This is a genomic window from Streptomyces sp. NBC_01171, from assembly GCF_045039805.1.
GTDB lineage: Bacteria > Actinomycetota > Actinomycetes > Streptomycetales > Streptomycetaceae > Streptomyces.
In genome coordinates, this window is the sequence record NZ_CP108609.1 from 3,761,112 (window position 1) to 3,779,863 (window position 18,752).

Below are 18,752 nucleotides of genomic sequence, written 5' to 3' on the forward strand. Positions count from 1 at the left end.
GAAGGGCGGCCGGTTCCCGCCGTTTCCCCGGCACGGCACGATTGTCGGTGGTATCCGGCAGAATTGATTCTGGGCCAGCGCACGCGCCGGGAGCGGTGAGCTTTTCGGCAAAGTAATCGAGGGGCACGTATGTCCGGACTGATCGACACCACGGAGATGTACCTCCGCACCATCCTCGAACTGGAAGAGGAAGGCGTCGTCCCCATGCGCGCCCGCATCGCGGAACGGCTCGACCAGAGCGGGCCGACCGTCAGTCAGACGGTGGCGCGCATGGAGCGGGACGGACTGGTGTCCGTGGCCAGCGACCGCCATCTGGAGCTGACCGACGAGGGCCGCAGGCTGGCCACGCGCGTGATGCGCAAGCACCGGCTCGCCGAGTGTCTGCTCGTGGACGTGATCGGGCTGGAGTGGGAGCAGGTGCACGCGGAGGCGTGCCGCTGGGAGCACGTGATGAGCGAGGCGGTGGAGCGCCGCGTGCTGGAGCTGCTGCGCCACCCCACCGAGTCGCCGTACGGCAACCCGATCCCGGGTCTCGAGGAGCTGGGCGAGAAGGACGGCGCCGATCCGTTCCTCGACGCGGGCATGGTCTCGCTGGCGGAGCTGGACCCCGGGTCCGACGGCAAGACGGTCGTGGTGCGCCGGATCGGGGAGCCGATCCAGACCGACGCCCAGCTCATGTACACGCTGCGGCGGGCCGGCGTGCAGCCCGGCTCGGTGGTCAGCGTGACCGAGTCGGCGGGTGGCGTACTGGTGGGCAGCGGCGGTGAGGCGGCCGAGCTGGCCTCCGACGTCGCCTCCCATGTCTTCGTCGCCAAGCGCTGAATGTGTCGAGGCCCCGGCGCCGCCGCGGCGCCGGGGCCTCACCTCCCCGGTACCGACCCGGAGCCCCGAGCTCCCAGGGTCAGTCCCTCCGGACCGTTTTTCCCCGAGCGGTCCGCCCCCCACGCCAGAGAAGATCCCCTCGGCGGTGGCGATCATTCCTCTTCCGGTGTCACTCGAACGAGGGGTATTGGCCGAGCGAACGCTCGTGTCGAATGAGCTTTCGATAATCTGCGACGGCAGCACCAGGGCGACACACGACAGCGACAGCGGCAGTACAACGGTACGAAGCAGGCGGAGCTGGGGGGTGCCAGGTCTATGGCACGACGTATCGAGGTGACAGGGGCGGGCGGGGTGCGGCTGGCCGCGTGGGAGTACGCGGACCCGCCCAAGGAAGGGACCGGGCCCGGCGCGCGGGGTGTCTTACTCCTCCACGGCCTGATGGGGCGCGCCGCGCACTGGGCGTCCACCGCACGTGGGCTCGCCGGCCGGTACCGCGCGGTCGCGCTCGACCAGCGCGGGCACGGGCAGAGCGCGCAGCCGCCGCTGGAAGCCTGCACCCGCGAGGCGTACGTCGAGGACGCCGAGGCCGCGCTGGAGCAGCTCGCCCTCGCCCCCGCCGTCCTGGTCGGCCATGCGATGGGCGCGCTCACCGCCTGGCAGTTGGCCGCCCGCCGTCCGGACCTGGTGCGCGGCCTCGTCATCTGCGACATGCGGGCCTCCGCGCTGGGCGCCGCCTCGCAGGCCGAGTGGTCCGACTGGTTCCGCTCCTGGCCGCTGCCCTTCACCACCCTCGCCGACGTCCGGCGCTGGTTCGGCGAGGACGATCCCCGCCTGGAACGCCCCGACCCGGCGCGCGGTGCCTTCTACGCCGAGGTCATGCACGAGTCCGCCGACGGCTGGCGCCCCCTCTTCGACCCCGACCGCATGCTCCGCACCCGCGAGACCTGGGTCCACGACGCCCACTGGGACGAACTCACCCAGGTCCGCTGCCCCACCCTCGTCGTCCGCGGCCTCGACGGCGAGCTCGGCCGAGCCGAGGCCCAGGAAATGGTCCGCGTCCTCCCCGACGGCCACTACGCCGAGATCCCCGACGCCGGCCACGTCCCCCACTACGACCAGCCGGCGGCCTGGCAGGGGGTGCTGGACCAGTTCCTGAGCGAGCTGGGGGCACCCGGAGGGTGAGTTTCGGCGGGGGACCCACACATGGCAGCCAGGCGGGCCGGGGCGGACCGGAGCACGGACCGCTCGGCAGCTACCCCTTGCTCACCGCCACCAGGATCTCCGGCAGCCGGGCCGCAGTCCTCGGGGCCGCCAGGCGGAGGCCCGTCAGGGCGAGGGCCGCTCCGTAGGCGGTACCCGCCGGAAGGAGCAGCCAGGACCACTGGGCACCCACGTCGCTGATGTTCAGCCAGATCGTCGCCGCGATGACCGGGGAGCAGAGCAGGGCCGCCGCCACCATGCCGCCGAAGATGGAGATCCAGGCGAGGCCCGCCTGGCCGGGGGCGACGTTCTTGTGGCCCTCCTGCGGTATCGAGTAGGGGAAGCGGGCCGAGGTCCAGGCGCCGGTGGCGAGCATCGCGCCGAGCAGGGCCAGGGAGAGGCCCAGCACCTCGGGGAGACGGGACCAGTCGCCCAGCAGCGCGGTGGTGACGACGGTGACGAGCGTGGCGTACGGCAGGGTGATCAGCAGCAGGGCCAGCGCCCGGCCGCGCAGCTCGGCGTAGGCGTCGCGGGGGGAGGAGACGGTCATCGCCACCATCCAGAACGCGGAGGTGTCCTGCCCGAACTGGTTGTACATCTGGATGCCGAGCATCCCCGAGGCGAAGCACGCGAAGTACAGCGACCCGGTGCCCTGGATGGCGTTGAACACCGGCACGATCAGCCCGATCGCCAGCGAGGTCACCCATGCCGCCTTGGTCTTCGGGTCGCGCCAGATGTAGCGCAGGGTCCGCTCCATCACCGCCCCCGTGCGCCCGCCCGGCAGCAGCCGGGCCAGCCCCGCCGAGGCGCGGTCACGGCCCCCGTCGTCGGCCGCCTGGAGCGTGGAACCGTCGGGCGAGGTCATCAGCCGGGTCAGGCTCCGCGCCCACGCGCCGATCAGCACCGCCAGCAGCAAGGCGCACAGTGCCAGTTGGGCCAGCGCCGTCCCGTACGACCCTTCGCTCGCCGAGCGGACCGCGCCCAGCGCGGACGCGGGCGGCACCCAGGACAGCACGTCGGCGACCGGACGGAGTTGACCCAGCCCGCCCGAACCGAGCCGCTGAGCTCCGAAGTTGACGAGCTGGGCGCCGATGGCGATGACCAGTCCGCTCAGCACGGCCAGGTCGCGGCCCTTGCGGCTGGTCAGCAGGCGGACGTTGGCCGCGGCGACCGCCCGCGCCAGCGCCACGCAGGTCAGCAGCGCCAGGGCGACCCCCGCGACCGCGAAGGCCCAGCCCGCGCCGTGCGCCAGCGACAGCCCGCAGCCCGCCAGCACCAGCAGGGTGAACACCGGGCCGATGCCGACCAGCGAGGCCGCGAGCAGCCCCCGTACCAGCGTCCGGGGCCGCAGGGGCAGCATCACCAGGCGGGTCGGGTCGAGGGTCTCGTCGCCGCCGGGGAAGAACAGCGGCATCACCGCCCAGCCCAGCGCCAGCACCGCGACACCGGGCACGGCGACGGACTCCGGGTGCGACTGGAAGCGCAGGGCGACGAAGCCGAGCAGTTGCAGCAGCGCGAAGACCAGGGTGAGCACCGCCGAGGCGACGAACGCGGCCCGCCGGCCCGTGGACTGGCGCAGGCCGTTGCGCAGCAGGGACAGCTTCAGCCGGACCAGTACCGACGTCGCGGAGGCAGGCGTCGCGGTCGTCATCGGACCGCCCCGCCGCCGAGCCAGTCCAGATCGGACCCCGCGTCCCGTCCGCTCGCGCCCACCAGCTCCAGGAACGCGGCCTGGAGGGTCGGGTGCTCCCCGCGCACCTCGGCCAGCGTCCCGGTCGCCCGGATGCGCCCGGCGGCCAGCACCGCGACCCAGTCGCACAGTGACTCCACCAGCTCCATCACGTGCGAGGAGAACACCACGGTCGCGCCGGACGCGGTGTACCGCTCCAGCACGCCCCGGATGGTCTGCGCGGAGACCGGGTCGACGCCCTCGAACGGCTCGTCCAGGAACAGCACTTCGGGGTTGTGCAGCAGGGCGGCGGCGAGCCCGATCTTCTTGCGCATGCCCGTCGAGTAGTCGACGACGAGCTTGTGCTGGGACCCGGCGAGGTCCAGCACGTCCAGCAACTGGGTGGCCCGCTTGTCCACCTCGGCGCCCGGCAGCCCGCGCAACCGCCCGCTGTAGGCCAGCAGTTCACGCCCGGACAGCCGCTCGAACAGCCGCAGCCCCTCCGGCAGCACCCCGATCCGGGACTTCACCGCCACCGGGTCCTGCCACACGTCGTGCCCGACGATCTCGACGGACCCCTGATCGGGCCGGAGGAGACCGGTCACCATCGACAGGGTGGTCGTCTTGCCCGCCCCGTTCGGGCCGACCAACCCGATGAACTTCCCGGCCGGCAGATCGAGATCGATGCCGCCGACCGCGACATGCTGCCCGAACTGCTTCCAGAGTCCCCGTACCCGTACCGCTGCCTCCGTCATGACGGAAACCCTACGGTGACGGCCCTGTCCGGGGCACCCGTGCGGCGGAACCCCGGCGTCCGGGCGCCGCTCAGCAGTCCTGGTTGCAGGCGTACGCCAGCGGCGGGATCAGCTCCTCCGCGTCCGGCAGCCACCGGTTGGCCGGGGTCGGACGGCACGCCCACTGCACCGCGCCCCGCGAACCGATCCGGGTCGGCGGCGCCGCCAGGTACCGCCCCTCGCCCAGCGCGACCAGATCGCGCGCGGCCGCCGCCCAGCCGACCTGCCGCACCAGCTCCGGCGCCTTCGCCGCGCCGCCCGGCAGCACGAGGAACTGCATGCGCCGGTCCGGGGTGAGGGTCACCGGGCCGAGGTTCAGGTCCATGCGCCGCATCCGGGCCAGCGCCAGGAACCCGGCGCTCTCCGGCACGGACAGCGCGTCGAAGGTGCGGCCGGTGGGCAGCAGGATCGACGCCGAGGGCTGCGCCTGCCACATCTGCCGGACGACCTCCGTGCTGCCGGTCGCCCGTGTCGCCCAGTCGGGGCGCGTGGGGTGTGCGCCGGGCGCGGGACAGAGGGTGTCGCCGCAGGAGCAGTACCGCACCCCGCCCGCGTCCACCAGCCAACTGCCCGCCAGCACGTCCCAGTGCCGCTCCTCGGCGTACGCAACGGCGGTCTCCAGCAGCGATTCCCCGCGCGGGCGCGGAATCCGGGCCGCCTCGGGGCCCGCGGTCGTCTCGTCCACGTCCCACTCAACTGCCGCGTCCACCTGGAGTTACGGCCGGGCCGTGCGCGGGGGCGGCACACCGGCCCGGCGGCCGGGGCGCATGGGAGCACGGGCGGGGGCGCGTGGGAGAGGCGGACGGGCGACGCGGGTAACCAGGAAGGGCACGGGGAGCGCGGCGAGACGGCTTTACCCCGGCAAACCGCACATGTCGCGCATTGACGCTATGTCGACTGGGAAGTGATCTCAGGACCGGAACGACCAGTGATCTTCAGGCTCCAGGGGTTCGCAGGGGGTAGCGCATGGCCGCGAGGCCGCTAGTGGCGAGGCAGCCGAACGAACGGCTGCAGGCACTCATCCAGGAAGCGGGGTGCTCGAACGCGGGGCTGGCCCGGCGCGTCAACATGTGCGGCGCCGAGCACGGACTCGACCTGCGCTACGACAAGACGTCCGTGGCCCGCTGGCTGCGCGGCCAGCAGCCGCGCGGACGTGCCCCGGCGATCATCGCGGAGGCGCTCGGCCGCAAGCTCGGCCGTACGGTCACGATCGACGAGATCGGCATGGCCAACGGCAAGAACCTCGCCTCCGGCGTGGGCCTGCAGTTCTCGCCGACGGTCCTCGGGGCCATCGAGCAGGTCTGCGAGCTGTGGCGCAGCGACGTGGGGCGGCGGGACTTCCTGTCCGGCTCCTCGGTCGCCGCCTCCGCGCTGGTCGAGCCCAGCCGGGACTGGCTGATCTCGGCGCCGGACGCCCAGGTGGCCCGGCAGGCGGGCCCGCGCGTGGGCCAGGCCGACGTGGCGGCCGTGCGCTCGATGACCCAGGCGCTGGTCGACCTCGACCACCAGTACGGCAGCGGGCATGTGCGCCCGGTCGTCGTGCACTACCTCAACAGCGTGGTCTCCGGGCTGCTCGCGGGCTCGTACCGGGAGGCCGTCGGGCGTGAACTCTTCGCGGCCGTCGCCCGGTTGACCGAGCTGGCCGGGTACATGGCGGTCGACACCGGCCAACCCGGCCTGGCCCAGCGGTACTACATCCAGTCGCTGCGCCTGGCGCAGGCGGCCGGGGACCGGGGGTACGGCGGCTATGTGCTGGCCGCCTCCATGAGCCACCTCGCCGCCGAACTCGGAAACCCGCGCGAGATCGCCCAGTTGGCGCGCGCCGCGCAGGAGGGCGCCCGGGGCCGGGCCACCCCGCGCGCGGAGTCGATGTTCCACGCGGCCGAGGCGCGCGGGCACGCCGTACTGGGCGACGTGCGCGCCGCGCAGGCGTCCGCCGGGCGGGCCATCTCGGCGCTGGAGCGGGCCGACGCCTCCGACGGGGACGACCCGGTGTGGATCGCCCACTTCGACGAGGCTTACCTCGCAGACGAGTTGGCGCACTGCCACCGCGACCTCGGGCAGGCCGAGGCCGCCGCCAGATACGCCCGGCAGGCGCTGGAGCGGCACCCCGTCTCGCGGGCCCGGCGCCGGGCCATCGGCTATGTGCTCCTCGCCACGGCCCAGGTGCAGCAGCGCGAGATCGAGCAGGCGTGCGGCACCGGCATGAAGGCGGTGGAGCTGCTGGAGACGCTCCGCTCCGAGCGCGGCACCGAGTATCTGGAGGACCTCCAGCAGCGGTTGCAGCCCTTCCGGGACGAGGCGGTGGTACGGGAGTTCGGGGCGCGGCTCGACGTCCGGCAGGCGGCCTGAACAGCCGGTGCGTCCGAGTGCCCTTGTGGGAAAGGGCACTCGGGCGCTGAGCTGCGTGGCACCGGGCTCCGCGGACCCGGTAGCGTGAGCCGACGATTCCGAACGTCCTTCAATCGTAGGAGTCCCGGTGACGCAGAGTGGACAGGGCGATGAGCCCTCGGCGCGACCCGCGCACGAAGGCATCGTGCTGCCCTCCGACGGAGGGGAGCCCCTGCTGCCGGGCATGACAGGAACACCCGCGGTGCCCCCCGGTGGCCAGTCCTGGGGCGGCTCCTGGGGCCCCGGCCACGACCAGCAGCAGCCCCAGCACCAGCAGCACCAGCAGGGTCAGGGCTGGCCTCCGGCCGCCGCCCAGGAGTGGCAGACCCCGGAGCAGCCGGCCGGCCCCGGCCCGATGCCGCCCGAGGGCCCCACGTACGACGCGCAGGGCTACGGCGGCGCCCAGCCCTACCACCAGCAGCACCAGGGGTACGGCAACGACGGCTACCCGCAGCAGGCCGCGCCGCTGCCGCCGATGGACGAGGCGGCCACGCAGTTCATGCCGCCCGTGGGCCCGGGCCAGGGCCCCGAGGGCGCGACCCAGTACCTCCCGCCGGTCCCGTCGGGCGGTGCCGACCAGGCCGCGACCCAGTACATACCCCCGGTGGCGTCCGGCGCGCTGCCGCCCGAGGCCACCGGCGACGACGGCCGTCAGGGCTACCCGCAGCAGCCGGTGGACGAGGCGGCCACCCAGTACATCCCGCCCTACCAGGCCGGTGCCGACGGCGCCGACCGGCAGCCGCCCGCCGAGTTCGACAACCTCTTCAGGGGCACCCAGTACGGCGCGGACGCCGCCCAGGGCTCGACCCAGCAGATGCCCCGCGTCCCGGCCCCCGACCCGCGTCCTCCGGCGCCCATGGTCTCGGCCCAGCCCGCCTACCGGCCGCCGATGGACCACCACGACGACGGCGGGCGGCGCGGCGGCGGCCGCACCGGTTCGCGCGTCCCCCTGATCGCGGCCGTCGGCGTCGGCATCGTCGTCCTCGGCATCGGTGCGGGCGCCCTGCTCAGCGGCGGCGGTGACGACGGCGACGACAACCGGCCGGTCGCCTCCTCCACCCCGGCCAGCGAGAAGCCCTCGCCGTCCGCGTCGGCCGCCGACCCGGCCCAGCCGCAGGCGGCCGAGCTGGACAAGCTGCTCGCCGACAGCGGCAGCAGCCGCTCCACCGTGATCCAGTCGGTCGAGCGCATCAAGCAGTGCCAGAACCTCGACCAGGCCGCCGCCGACCTGCGCGGCGCCGCCAAGCAGCGCGCCGACCTGGTCAGCCGGCTCGGCAAGCTGTCCGTGGACAAGCTGCCGAACAACGCCGAGCTGAACGCCGCGCTGACCGCCGCCTGGCAGGCGTCGGCCGCGGCCGACAACCACTACGCGGTCTGGGCGCGACAGGCCAAGAGCAAGAAGGTCTGCGTCAAGGGCCACGCCCGCTCCACCAACCACACCCAGGCCGGCAACGCCCAGAGCGGCACCGCCAGCGCCCAGAAGGCGAAGGCGGCCCAGCTCTGGAACGCCATCGCCACCAAGTACGGGCTCACCACCCGCCAGCCGACCCAGCTCTGAGGTCCGGGCGCGGGCGGGGGTCAGCCCACGTCCGCGCTCTCCAGCGTCCGCGTCATGTCGCCGCCCGCGGCGGCCCCGTTGCTGCCCCGCCGGACGGCGGTCAGCCGGCCCTCTCGGACCACCTGGAGGGTGACGTCGGCGTTGACCAGGCGCGGGAAGCCGACCGCCGCGAGCCGGGTGTCGTCCGGCCAGTGCAGGGTCGGGGTCAGCCCGCCGGTGGACACCTTCAGACCGCCGTCGAGGGTGTGGCGCACCGCGTCCGGGGTCACGTCGCCGTCGCCGATCCGCTCCAGCACGGCCCGCAGCACGGTGTAGGCGATCCAGGTGGTCTGCACCCCGGCGTCGGCCGGGTCGATGCTGTTGTCGCCGAACGCCTCCTCGTTGATCACCTGCTTCATCGGGTTCCAGCGCGGATCGGACGCCACCGGGTACCAGCCCGTGATGTACGCCCCCTCGTACGGGCCCGAGGCGCCGCCCGTCGCGTTGATCTCCGTCTGGTCGACGCTGCCCAGCACGGTCGCCGTGCGCACCGGGGCGTGGTCGGCGCGGGCGCGGCGGAAGGAGTCCATGAAGGTGTCGGTGCGGTCCCCGAGCGCGGGCACCACACAGCCCTTGCGCACCGGGTCGGCGGTGGCGCCGCGCAGCGCCCGCTCGGCCTGGTCGCCGTACTCGGTGGCGTCCTCGGCGGCGAGCTGGTCGGTGGCCGCCGGGTGGCCGCCCGCCTTCAGGCCCGAGTCGAGCAGCGCGGGCAGCTCGTCCCCGGCGATGCTGTCCGGCCGGACCAGCGCGACCGGGCCGCACCCCGCCGCGAGCGCCTGCCCGAGCCCCGCCAGCAGCGCGGGCTGACCGCCGTTGACCGGGTAGGAGTACGGGCCGGTGAACTCGTCGCTGGTGACGCCGTAACCGCCGATGTAGGGGATGCCGGCGCTCTCCAGCGGGGCGAGGAAGGAGTCCCCGAACTGGCTGTAGGAGCCGACGACCGCGACCACGTTCTCCGCCGCCGCGCGCCGGGCGCACTTGGCGGCGCCCACGCTGTCGTTGTGCTCGTCGCAGGTCAGCACGGTGAGCGTGCGGCCGCCGACACCGCCGTGCTGGTTGAGCCACTTCGCGTAGGCGCGGGCCATCGCGGGCATGCCGGGCTTGTTGGTGGCGCCGGTGTTCTGCGGCGCCCAGGTCATCACCCTGACCGTGCCGTCCCCGGAGCCGCCGCCCGTGCCCGGTACGGTCCCGCAGCCGGCGGTCAGCACGGCACAGGCGGCCAGCGCGCCCGCGTACCGGGCGGCCCGCCGCGGCCGGGGGGAGGAGGGGGAGCTGGGGGAGCTGTCGGGGGTGCGTCGCCTGCCGGTCATGGGCCGCCACGATTCCCCCACATCGCCAACCGGGGAGTGACACCCGGTCGACCGCGGGTAACGCGAGGGTGAACACCGGGGGCGGATGTGGCCTGTGCGACGCGGAACGTACGATCGATGACCGTGCAAGGTTCGGAGAACTCTTCCCGTCGCGGCCGTCGCTCCTCCACCATGGGCGGCATGCCGCTTAACGACATGCCGTGGTGGCGCTGGCGCAGCAACGTGCGCTCCGCGCTGCACATGCTCTCCGACCCGGCCTTCCAGCGCGACGTCTGGCTCGCGGGCGTGGAGGGGTACGGGGACGTCACCGACGCGGTCTACCGGCTGGTGGAGGACACCTGGCTGGACAACTGGTCCGCGGAGAAATACGTCGGCACGATCTTCCGGGACTCCCAGGAGGCGGCGCTGGTGGACACCGCCGTGCTGCGGGTGCTGCGGATCATGCACCAGGTCGGCCCGGACGCCCCGGTCGCCGTCTACCTGGAGCACCCGCAGTGGCCGGAGGCGGTACGGGCGGCCCAGGACGCGCATCTGCGCCTCGCCGCCGGCGACGGCGACGACCCGGCGGCGGTCCCGCGCAGCCTGGAGGCGCTGCGCATCCTGACGACGTCGCTCTGAGGCGGGTGTGCGGTCCGCCTGACGGACACGGGCCCCGGCCGGGCTGCCCGGCGTGAGATCGTGTAGTGCATGAACGAGCAGCCCAGCCGAGCCGCCGCCGCGGCCGACACCTCGGCGGACCAGTACGTCCTCACCCTCTCCTGCCCGGACAAAAAGGGCATCGTGCACGCCGTGTCGAGCTATCTCTTCATGACCGGCTGCAACATCGAGGACAGCCAGCAGTTCGGTGACCACGACACGGGTCTGTTCTTCATGCGCGTCCACTTCTCGGCGGACGCCCCCGTCACGCTGGAGAAGCTGCGGGCGAGCTTCGCCGCGATCGGTGACTCCTTCCACATGGACTGGCAGATCAGCCGGGGCGACCAGAAGATGCGGATCGTGCTCATGGTCAGCAAGTTCGGGCACTGCCTGAACGACCTGCTGTTCCGGGCCAGCATCGGGGCGCTGCCGGTGGAGATCGCGGCCGTGGTGTCCAACCACACGGACTTCGAAGAGCTGGTGGGGTCGTACAACATCCCCTTCCACCACATTCCGGTGACGCGGGACACCAAGGCGCAGGCCGAGGCGCGGCTGCTGGAGCTGGTGCGGGAGGAGGGGGTCGAGCTGGTCGTGCTCGCGCGGTACATGCAGGTGCTGTCGGACGACCTCTGCAAGGCGCTGAGCGGGCGGATCATCAACATCCACCACTCGTTCCTGCCCAGCTTCAAGGGTGCGAAGCCGTATCACCAGGCGCATGCGCGGGGGGTCAAGCTGATCGGGGCCACCGCGCACTACGTCACCGCGGATCTCGACGAGGGGCCGATCATCGAGCAGGAGGTCGAGCGGGTGGGGCACGATCTGCGGCCGGATCAGCTTGTGGCCATAGGGCGGGACGTGGAGTGTCAGGCGTTGGCGCGGGCCGTGAAGTGGCATGCGGAGCGGCGCATTCTGCTCAACGGGCGCCGGACCGTCGTGTTCGCCTAGCCGAGAGAACTCCTGGGCTTCCTACATCCGGCTCAGCGACGCCGTCGCCGTCAGGACATCCCTGATCGCCTCCCTGTCGCCCCGCTGGCCCGCCGTCGCCTCCTCCGGGGTCAGGTGGCCTGCTGCCAGGCGGCAGAACTCGACTCCGTCCAGGGCCACGTGGGCGACCTCGTGTTCGGGGGTGGGGTCGGAGGGGGAGTCCAGGGGGATCAGCCATTGGCCGCCGGCCGCGCCCTCGATCTCCAGACGCAGGCTGCGGCCGGGAGTGGCCGGCGGGGCCGCGCCGCGGTGTGCGGCCACCGCCAACGGCAGCATGCGGGCCGCGAGTTCGATCATGCGGCTCAAGTGCCGTGGGGCGGGCGGGTCGTAGGGATAGTCCACCGCCTTGGCGATGTCCTCCGCGTGCACCCAGCACTCGAAGGCGCGGTCCACCATCGCGTCCCGCAGCGGCAGCGTGAAGTCGCCGTAGCTCACCGGGAATCCGCCCGCGCCGCCGGTGAAGGACACCGTGCGCAGCAGTTGGTGGCTCTGGTCCCGCCAGCGGCCGCGTACCGCGCGGGTCGGCGGGAAGTGCGAGGCACGCCAGAACGCCTCGGTCCGCCCGGCGGGCCCGGACGCGCCCCGCACGTCCGGCTCGGCCTTGGCGACGGCGTCGGTCAGCGGGTCCTCCAGGCCGAGTGCGGTCGCCACCATGCCGTCGACCGACAGCAGGTGCGCGATCACCCCGGCGACCGTCGTCCGGCGGGTCGCCGGCACGCCCGACTCGAACCAGCGCAGCCGGACCGGTGTGTGCCACTCGGCGTCCCCGAAGTCCCGCAGCAGCGCGTCCAGCCGGGCGGTCTCCGCGTCGTACGAGGCCGCCCACTCGGGGACCGGGATGTGCGGCGGGCGGCGGCGCAGGCAGTTCTCCAGCACCCGGTTGCGCAGGGTGGGGTCCACCTCCAGGCTCTCCGGGCGGTGCAGCAGGCCGACCGCCTCGCGCAGCCGGCGCGCCTCGTCGGCGCAGGCCCCGCACTCCCCGAGGTGCTCCTCCACCGCGTCCGTCTCCGCCGTCGAGCAGGCGGCCAGGGCCCAGGCACCGAGCAGGGAGCGCAGCACCTCGTGCGGGAGGTCTAGCCGCTCGGGCCCGGCGGGGGAGCGAGGCGGGGGCACGCGCTCGGCCGCGCCGTCCGCGGGTCCGTCCGGCGCCTTGGAGTGGTGCGGGTCGGTCATCGCGCACCCCCGAGTCCCGGCGGTGCCCCCGTGTCGTGGGCGGTGGAGAGCAGTTGCAGGCCGAGGCGGAGCCGGCGGCGGGCCTCGTCCTCGGTGACGCCGAGGTCGGCGGCGGCCTGGCGGTAGTCGCGCCGCTGGAAGTAGGCCAGCTCCAGCGCGGCCCGCAGCGGGTGCGGCAGCGAGTGGACGATGTAGTCGGCGCGGGCGGCGACGGAGGCGTGCCGCACCCGGCTCTCCAGGGCGGCCAGTTCCTCCGGGGAGCCGCCGCCGAGCGCGGCCGTCTCGGTCTCGCGCAGCTTCTCGACGGCCAGCCGCTGGGTCGTCGCGGCGATCCAGGTACGCAGCGGGCCCTGCCGGTGGTCGTAGGTGTCGGGGTGCTCCCAGACATGGGCGAAGACGTCTCGGGTGACGGCGGCGGCGGCCGTGTCGTCGCTCAGCACGCGGTGCGCGAGGCCCTGCACCAGGGAGGCGAACCGGTCGTACAACTCGCCCAGCGCGGCGGCCTCACCGCGCGCGAGCCGCTGCTGCATCGTGCGGTCCCAGCGGGGCGGTACGTCCTTGGCCGGCATGCGGTTCCTCCCCTCGCCATGTCCAGGGTGTGCCCGGCGTCCCCTCGAATGTAGTCGGCACGTCCGACGGTGCACGCCCCTTTGTGTCAATGCGCGCCCCGGGAAGCGCCGCAGGTGATAGGGGTCTCTTCACACCCCCTTCACTTATCTCATGCCCATCTCCGATCGAAGTACGATCGAACCCGATCGACAGTGACCGAAACAAGCCCTTTGTCGATCCCTCCGCGGTTTGCGGTTCCGTGTTTCAGGGAAACGGCCGCTGGGCAGCCGCGCGGAAAGAACCGAAGGAACTGCTTCCATTTCCGGGTGGTTCCGCAAGATCCGCCGAGCGGAGAGGTGTGGCCGTGGCTTTCGAAGTGACCGGCACCGAACGGGGCGAGTGGGCCGTGCTCCAGGTGGCCGGCGAACTGGACCTGGTGACCTCGCCCGTGCTGCGGCAGCGGGTGCACGACGTGGTCGCCGAGGGGAACCACAGCCTGGTCCTCGATCTCTCCGAGGTCTTCTTCTGCGACTCCAGCGGCGTCGGCGTGCTCATCGCGGCCCGTCGGCTGATCCGCTCCTGCCAGGGCAGGCTGCGGCTGATCCTCCCCGACCGGGGCGCGGAGGACGGCTCGCACGTGAACCGGGTCCTCGGCGCGCTCGGTGTGCGCCGCCTCTTCGACGTGCGCCCGGACGTGGAGTCCGCCACCGCCGACGAGGCGGGATCACTGTCGGCCTGAGTGCCGTCGCTGCCGAGGTGAGCGCCCTCGGTGCCACGATCCATGGCCATGGATGTCGCGGATCGTGGCGAAAATGAGTCACGCAGCGTGGAGATGATTCCCGTACTCCGACTGTGACTCGTCACGGCCCGGAGTCGGACGACCCCTCGGGTACCTTGGGTGGGATGCGAGTGACCGCGACCGCGAGTGCCACCGGTGAGGCCCCGCGCGCCGCCTGTTCGACTCCCCGGCGAGTGCGTCGCACAGTATGCCGCACGAGTACTCCTTCGCGCGGGAATATGCCCGAAGCGCTTGTTGGGGTGACTGTACGTCAACCATGCTGTGTCGTAAGGGAATCACGTTCCGTAACGCTTGCTCTGGCCGTTGTTCTGGCCATGCAGAAAATGGCTACGATCGTGGCCCTCGTCGTGCGGTTCGTCGCGGTTCGCACCGCGGCGGCGGGTCGTCGTGCGGTCATGTGTCCGCCGGTTCGGATGGTGTGAGCGGTGCAGGTGCTTCAAGTGACGCTGGAGATCCGGCCCGACCCCGAAGAGGTGGGGCGGGCGAGGAAGTGGGCCCGGTCGCGGCTCGCCGGGCTGGGCATAGCGGCCGACGAGCCACTGGCCGAGACGCTGATCCTGCTCGTCTCCGAGCTGGTGACCAACGCGGTGGTGCACACCGGCCGTCCGGCCCTGCTGCGGCTGTCGCTGCCGGGCGGTCCGCCTGCCGTGACGCCCGCCGGGGCGGAGCCGGCGGCCTCGGTGACGGTACGGCTGGAGGTGGCCGACGCCAGCTCGCGCGCGCCCGTGCCGCGCTGCGCCGGGCGCGAGGCCACCGGCGGCCGGGGTCTCGCCCTCGTCGACTGTCTCGCCGACCGCTGGGGCTGGAGCCCCGAGGGCGCCGGGAAGAACATCTGGTGCGAACTGGACCGGTGTTCCCAGCCCCGTGAGGGCACGGCCCCGGCGTACGGGGTCCAGCCGACCGCCTACGAGGATCTTCTCTTCGAAGCCTTCTAGCCAAGTTCGCTTGTCTTCAGAGGGGGGCGTGCGCCGGGTGTGCTTCCGTGCGCGCCCGGTGTGAAGTGGGCATAGGGCATGAATCGCCGTACCGGTGTTGACGGGTGGTGCGCGCGTTGCGGAGGCTTGGGGACGGCGATTCGCCGCGAGGGGACGGCGAGGGCATGCGGGGGTGAGTCCTCGTCGAGTGTGGGTCGCACCGGCCGGTGGTGACGGGGGCAGGGGGGGACGCGCCGCCGGCCGGTCCGCCGCCCGCGCTCACCCCGTCCCGGCGGCGGCGCCCGCGCGGAAGGTGCGCCGGTAGGCGGTCGGTGTGACGCCCAGCGCCTGTTGGAGGTGCTGGCGCATCGACTGGGCCGTGCCGAACCCCGCGTCCCGTGCGACCTGGTCGACCGAGAGATCCGTCGACTCCAGCAACTGCCGTGCCAGCTCGACCCGTTGCGCTGTGAGCCACTGGCCCGGACTCACCCCGACCTCCTCGCGGAAGCGCCGGGTGAAGGTCCGTACCGACATCGCCTCCCGCTCGGCCAGGTCACGCAGTTGGAGCGGTTCGTGCAGCCGGCCGAGGGCCCAGGCGCGGGCGGCCGTGGTGGTGGCCAACTGCGGTTCGGGCAGCGGGCGGTGGATGTACTGCGCCTGGCCGCCGTCGCGGTGCGGGGGTACGACCATGCGGCGGGCCACGTCGTTGGCGACCGCCGTGCCGTGGTCGCGGCGCACCATGTGCAGACACAGGTCGATCCCGGCCGCGACCCCCGCCGAGGTGAGCACGTCCCCGTCGTCGATGAACAGCACGTCGGCGTCCACCCGGACCTTCGGGAACAGCGCCTGGAACCGGTCGGCGTCGGACCAGTGCGTGGTCGCCGGGCGCCCCTCGAGCAGACCGGCAGCCGCGAGGACGTACACGCCGACGCAGATCGAGGCGAAGCGGGTGCCGGGGCGGACGCGGGCCAGCGCGGCGGCGAGTTCGGGGGTGAGCCGTCCTTCCTCGAAGACCGGGCCGAGTTCGTAGGACGCCGGGACGATCACCGTGTCCGCCGCCGCCAGCGCCTCCGGGCCGTGCGGTACGTCCACCGCGAAGTCGGCGCTGGTCTCCACCGGGCCCGGCGGGCGGATCGAGCAGGTCACCACCTCGTACAGCGGGCGGCCCAGGGCGTCGGTCGGACGACCGAAGACGCGGTGGGGGATGCCGAGTTCGAAGGGAATCAGGCCGTCCAGGGCGAGGACGGCGACGCGGTGCGGGCGGGACTCGCCGTCCACGGGCGGGATCTCAGCGGTCATGGCCCGATCCTAGCGAACACTGACTTTCGGGCCACTCGTTACGCCCGGCCGGTGCCGGGACTCTGGTGCACGTGACTCAGACCCGTCCCGCTCCCGCTCCCGCCCCCGTCCAGGACGCACCGCGCCGCCGACGCGTGCACCGCGCCTGGTTCGTCGCCGCCGTCACCTTCGTCACGATCATCGGCGCGGCCGCCTTCCGGTCGCTGCCCGGCCTGCTGATCGACCCGCTGCACGCGGAGTTCGGCTGGTCGCGCGGCACCATCGGCGCGGCCGTCTCCGTCAACCTCGCGCTCTACGGGCTCACCGCGCCGTTCGCCGCCGCGCTGATGGACCGCTTCGGCATCCGCCGGATCGTCGCCGTGGCGCTGACCGTGATCTCGCTCGGCGCCGGGCTGACCGTGTGGATGACGGCGCCCTGGCAACTCATGCTCTGCTGGGGCCTGTTCGTCGGGCTCGGCTCGGGGTCGATGGCACTGGCGTTCGCCGCGACCGTCACCGGGCGCTGGTTCACCGAGCGGCGCGGGCTGGTCAGCGGCATCCTGACCGCCGCGTCCGCCTCCGGCCAGCTCATCTTCCTGCCGCTGCTGTCCTGGATCGTGGAGCACCACCACTGGCGCCCGGCCGCCGTCACGGTCGCGCTGGCCGCGCTCGCCGTCGTCCCGCTCGTCTGGCTGCTGCTGCGCGACCACCCGGCCGACGTGGGTCTGATGCCGTACGGGGCGACGGAGTTCGTGCCCAAGCCGCCGCCGGTGACCGGGGCCGCGCGGCGGGCGCTCACCGTGCTGGCCTCCGCCGTGCGCACGGGTCAGTTCTGGCTGCTCGCGGGCAGCTTCGCCATCTGCGGGGCGTCCACCAACGGCCTGATCCAGACCCACTTCGTGCCCGCCGCCCACGACCACGGGATGCCCGTACCGGCGGCGGCCTCGCTGCTCGCGGTGATCGGGGTGTTCGACGTGCTCGGCACCATCGCCTCCGGCTGGTTCACCGACCGCTTCGACTCCCGGCGGCTGCTCGCCGTCTACTACGCGCTGCGCGGCGTCTCGCTGCTCTTCCTGCCCATGCTGCTGGGACCGGCCGTGCGGGTGCCGATGGTGTTCTTCATCGTCTTCTACGGCCTGGACTGGGTCGCCACCGTCCCGCCCACCCTGGCGCTGTGCCGGGAGCGGTTCGGGGACGACAGCGCGATCGTCTTCGGCTGGGTGCTGGCCTCGCACCAGATCGGCGCGGCCCTCGTCGCCTGGCTCGGCGGCTTCGCCCGTGACGTCTTCGGCAGCTACGACATGGTCTGGTACGCGTCCGGGTCGCTGTGCGCGGCGGCGGCCCTGATGTCCCTGGTGATCCGGCGCCGCCCGGCCGTCGTGGCCGTCGCCTAACGCAGGCGCCGGGCGACCGCCTTGGCGATCTTCTCCGCGTCGATCGCCAGCTCGCGGAACATGCCGCTGATGGGGTTGGTGAACCCGGTGAAGTACAGGCCCGGGGCGTCCTTGGGGGTGCGGGCGCCGTGGACCGTGGGCCGGCCGCGTTCGTCCAGCACGCCCAGGTGGCCGACCAGGGAGTCCAGGCCCCGGCTGTACCCGGTCGCCGCGATCACCGCGTCCGGCGCGATCCGGGTGCCGTCGGCGAGGGCCACCTTGCCGTCCTCGAACCCCTCGACGGCGGCCACGATCTCCACCTTGCCGGTGCGCACCGCGTCGATCAGGCCGACGTCCTGCACGGGGATCGCGCCCTGCCGGACCCTGCTGTACAGCCCGGCCTCCGGACGCGGCAGCCCGTGCTCGGACAGGTCCGGGGTGCTGAGGCGGGCCATGGGCCGGGCGAGCCGGTCCACCAGCCGCACCGGCAGCCGCCGTACCACGATCCCGGTGTACTGGGCCGCCCAGCCGGCCGTCGAGCGGCGCACGATGTGCGGCGCCGTCCGCACCGCCAGCCGCACCCGCGAGGCACCGCCCGCCACCAGGTCCACGGCGATCTCCGCACCGGTGTTGCCGACCCCGACCACCAGCACGTCCCGGCCCGCGTACGGCCCTGGATTCCGGTAGGCGGAGGCGTGCAGCAACTCGCCCTCGTAGCCGTCCGCGCCGGTCCACTCCGGCAGGCGCGGGGTGTGGTTGTGGCCGGTGGCGACCACCACCGCGGCGCCGGTCAGCTCGCGCCCGCCGGAGGCGTGCAGCAACCAGCCCGCGCCGTCCCCGGCCTTCTCCACCCGGAAGACCTCGACCCCGGTGACGATCTCCAGCTCGTGGTGCTCCGCGTACTTCTCCAGGTACCGGATCACGTCGTCCCGCGCCACCCACCGCCCGAACCGCCGCGGTATCGCCAGGCCCGGCAGCGCCGACAGCCGCCGGGTGGTGTGCAGCCGGAGCCGGTCGTAGTGCCGCCGCCAGGACGCCCCCACCCGCTCGCTCTTCTCCAGCACCACCGCCCGCACCCCGCGGGCCCGCAGCGCGTACGCGACCGCCAGCCCGCCGGGACCCGCCCCGATGACATAGACGGGACGGTCGGCGGGGGTAGCGGAGAGGTCCGTGAACGAGGGACGCGAGTCGGCCATGGCGCGAGCGTATTCACCCACCCGATTGATGGGTCTCGGTCAAGACCGGAATCGGTTGCGGATTGAT

17 protein-coding genes are annotated in these 18,752 nt (G+C 73.2%); 9 read left to right on the top strand and 8 right to left on the bottom strand.

Annotated elements, in window-relative coordinates; translation table 11 throughout:
* Nucleotides 1–129: 129 nt before the first annotated feature.
* Complete coding sequence (locus OG448_RS17505) at nucleotides 130–822, top strand: metal-dependent transcriptional regulator (RefSeq protein WP_405554925.1); 693 nt, start codon at nucleotides 130–132, stop codon at nucleotides 820–822.
* Between the two features lie 315 nt (nucleotides 823–1,137).
* On the top strand, nucleotides 1,138–2,004 hold the full coding sequence (locus OG448_RS17510; RefSeq protein ID WP_405554926.1) for an alpha/beta fold hydrolase: 867 nt from the start codon (nucleotides 1,138–1,140) through the stop codon (nucleotides 2,002–2,004).
* A gap of 70 nt (nucleotides 2,005–2,074) precedes the next feature.
* Here OG448_RS17510 and OG448_RS17515 read toward each other — a convergent pair whose 3' ends face one another.
* The 3 genes from OG448_RS17515 to OG448_RS17525 form a co-directional block, all read right to left on the bottom strand.
* On the bottom strand, nucleotides 2,075–3,673 hold the full coding sequence (locus tag OG448_RS17515) for a transporter (protein WP_405554927.1): 1,599 nt from the start codon (nucleotides 3,671–3,673) through the stop codon (nucleotides 2,075–2,077).
* Nucleotides 3,670–4,446 carry an ABC transporter ATP-binding protein gene (locus OG448_RS17520; protein WP_135787760.1) on the bottom strand — a complete coding sequence of 259 codons (777 nt, stop codon included), beginning with the start codon at nucleotides 4,444–4,446 and terminating at the stop codon, nucleotides 3,670–3,672. The genes OG448_RS17515 and OG448_RS17520 overlap by 4 nt, the downstream gene beginning before the upstream one ends.
* 70 nt (nucleotides 4,447–4,516) lie before the next feature.
* Nucleotides 4,517–5,170, bottom strand: a complete 654-nt coding sequence (locus OG448_RS17525) for a bifunctional DNA primase/polymerase (RefSeq protein WP_405554930.1) — start codon at nucleotides 5,168–5,170, stop codon at nucleotides 4,517–4,519.
* Nucleotides 5,171–5,451: 281 nt separating this feature from the next.
* Between OG448_RS17525 and OG448_RS17530 the strand changes: the two genes are divergently transcribed.
* Nucleotides 5,452–6,837, top strand: coding sequence for a transcriptional regulator (locus tag OG448_RS17530; protein ID WP_405554931.1), 1,386 nt, complete (start codon nucleotides 5,452–5,454; stop codon nucleotides 6,835–6,837).
* A gap of 127 nt (nucleotides 6,838–6,964) precedes the next feature.
* Nucleotides 6,965–8,434 (top strand): hypothetical protein, encoded by a 1,470-nt coding sequence (locus OG448_RS17535; protein WP_405554933.1) that lies wholly within the window; start codon nucleotides 6,965–6,967, stop codon nucleotides 8,432–8,434.
* Nucleotides 8,435–8,454: 20 nt separating this feature from the next.
* Here OG448_RS17535 and OG448_RS17540 read toward each other — a convergent pair whose 3' ends face one another.
* Nucleotides 8,455–9,783, bottom strand: a complete 1,329-nt coding sequence (locus OG448_RS17540; protein ID WP_405554935.1) for an ABC transporter substrate-binding protein — start codon at nucleotides 9,781–9,783, stop codon at nucleotides 8,455–8,457.
* 117 nt (nucleotides 9,784–9,900) lie between these two features.
* Between OG448_RS17540 and OG448_RS17545 the strand changes: the two genes are divergently transcribed.
* A complete protein-coding gene (locus OG448_RS17545; protein WP_391299165.1) occupies nucleotides 9,901–10,401 on the top strand; it encodes an SCO4402 family protein in 501 nt (166 codons plus the stop codon).
* 69 nt (nucleotides 10,402–10,470) lie between these two features.
* Nucleotides 10,471–11,364: a formyltetrahydrofolate deformylase gene (gene purU, locus OG448_RS17550; protein ID WP_405554936.1), complete on the top strand. Its 894-nt coding sequence runs from the start codon at nucleotides 10,471–10,473 to the stop codon at nucleotides 11,362–11,364.
* Between the two features lie 21 nt (nucleotides 11,365–11,385).
* On the opposite strand, the gene OG448_RS17555 is transcribed toward purU, so the two are convergent.
* Together OG448_RS17555 and OG448_RS17560 are read right to left on the bottom strand one after the other, a co-directional pair.
* Nucleotides 11,386–12,576, bottom strand: coding sequence for a maleylpyruvate isomerase N-terminal domain-containing protein (locus OG448_RS17555; protein ID WP_405554937.1), 1,191 nt, complete (start codon nucleotides 12,574–12,576; stop codon nucleotides 11,386–11,388).
* Nucleotides 12,573–13,145, bottom strand: coding sequence for an RNA polymerase sigma factor (locus OG448_RS17560; protein ID WP_405554939.1), 573 nt, complete (start codon nucleotides 13,143–13,145; stop codon nucleotides 12,573–12,575). Before OG448_RS17560 ends, OG448_RS17555 begins: the two co-directional genes overlap by 4 nt.
* Nucleotides 13,146–13,483: 338 nt before the next feature.
* On the opposite strand from OG448_RS17560, the gene OG448_RS17565 reads away from it, so the two are divergent.
* Together OG448_RS17565 and OG448_RS17570 are read left to right on the top strand one after the other, a co-directional pair.
* On the top strand, nucleotides 13,484–13,864 hold the full coding sequence (locus OG448_RS17565) for an STAS domain-containing protein (RefSeq protein WP_130338867.1): 381 nt from the start codon (nucleotides 13,484–13,486) through the stop codon (nucleotides 13,862–13,864).
* Between the two features lie 500 nt (nucleotides 13,865–14,364).
* Nucleotides 14,365–14,859 carry an ATP-binding protein gene (locus tag OG448_RS17570; protein WP_405558833.1) on the top strand — a complete coding sequence of 165 codons (495 nt, stop codon included), beginning with the start codon at nucleotides 14,365–14,367 and terminating at the stop codon, nucleotides 14,857–14,859.
* A 258-nt stretch (nucleotides 14,860–15,117) separates the two neighbouring features.
* Here the strand turns inward: OG448_RS17570 and OG448_RS17575 are convergent, their stop codons facing one another.
* A complete protein-coding gene (locus OG448_RS17575; RefSeq protein ID WP_405554941.1) occupies nucleotides 15,118–16,137 on the bottom strand; it encodes a GlxA family transcriptional regulator in 1,020 nt (339 codons plus the stop codon).
* A 71-nt stretch (nucleotides 16,138–16,208) separates the two neighbouring features.
* Between OG448_RS17575 and OG448_RS17580 the strand changes: the two genes are divergently transcribed.
* Nucleotides 16,209–17,510, top strand: a complete 1,302-nt coding sequence (locus tag OG448_RS17580; RefSeq protein WP_405554943.1) for an MFS transporter — start codon at nucleotides 16,209–16,211, stop codon at nucleotides 17,508–17,510.
* Here OG448_RS17580 and OG448_RS17585 read toward each other — a convergent pair.
* Complete coding sequence (locus OG448_RS17585; protein WP_405554945.1) at nucleotides 17,507–18,685, bottom strand: flavin-containing monooxygenase; 1,179 nt, start codon at nucleotides 18,683–18,685, stop codon at nucleotides 17,507–17,509. The two genes, OG448_RS17580 and OG448_RS17585, sit on opposite strands and share 4 nt — an antisense overlap.
* Between the last annotated feature and the right edge of the window lie 67 nt (nucleotides 18,686–18,752).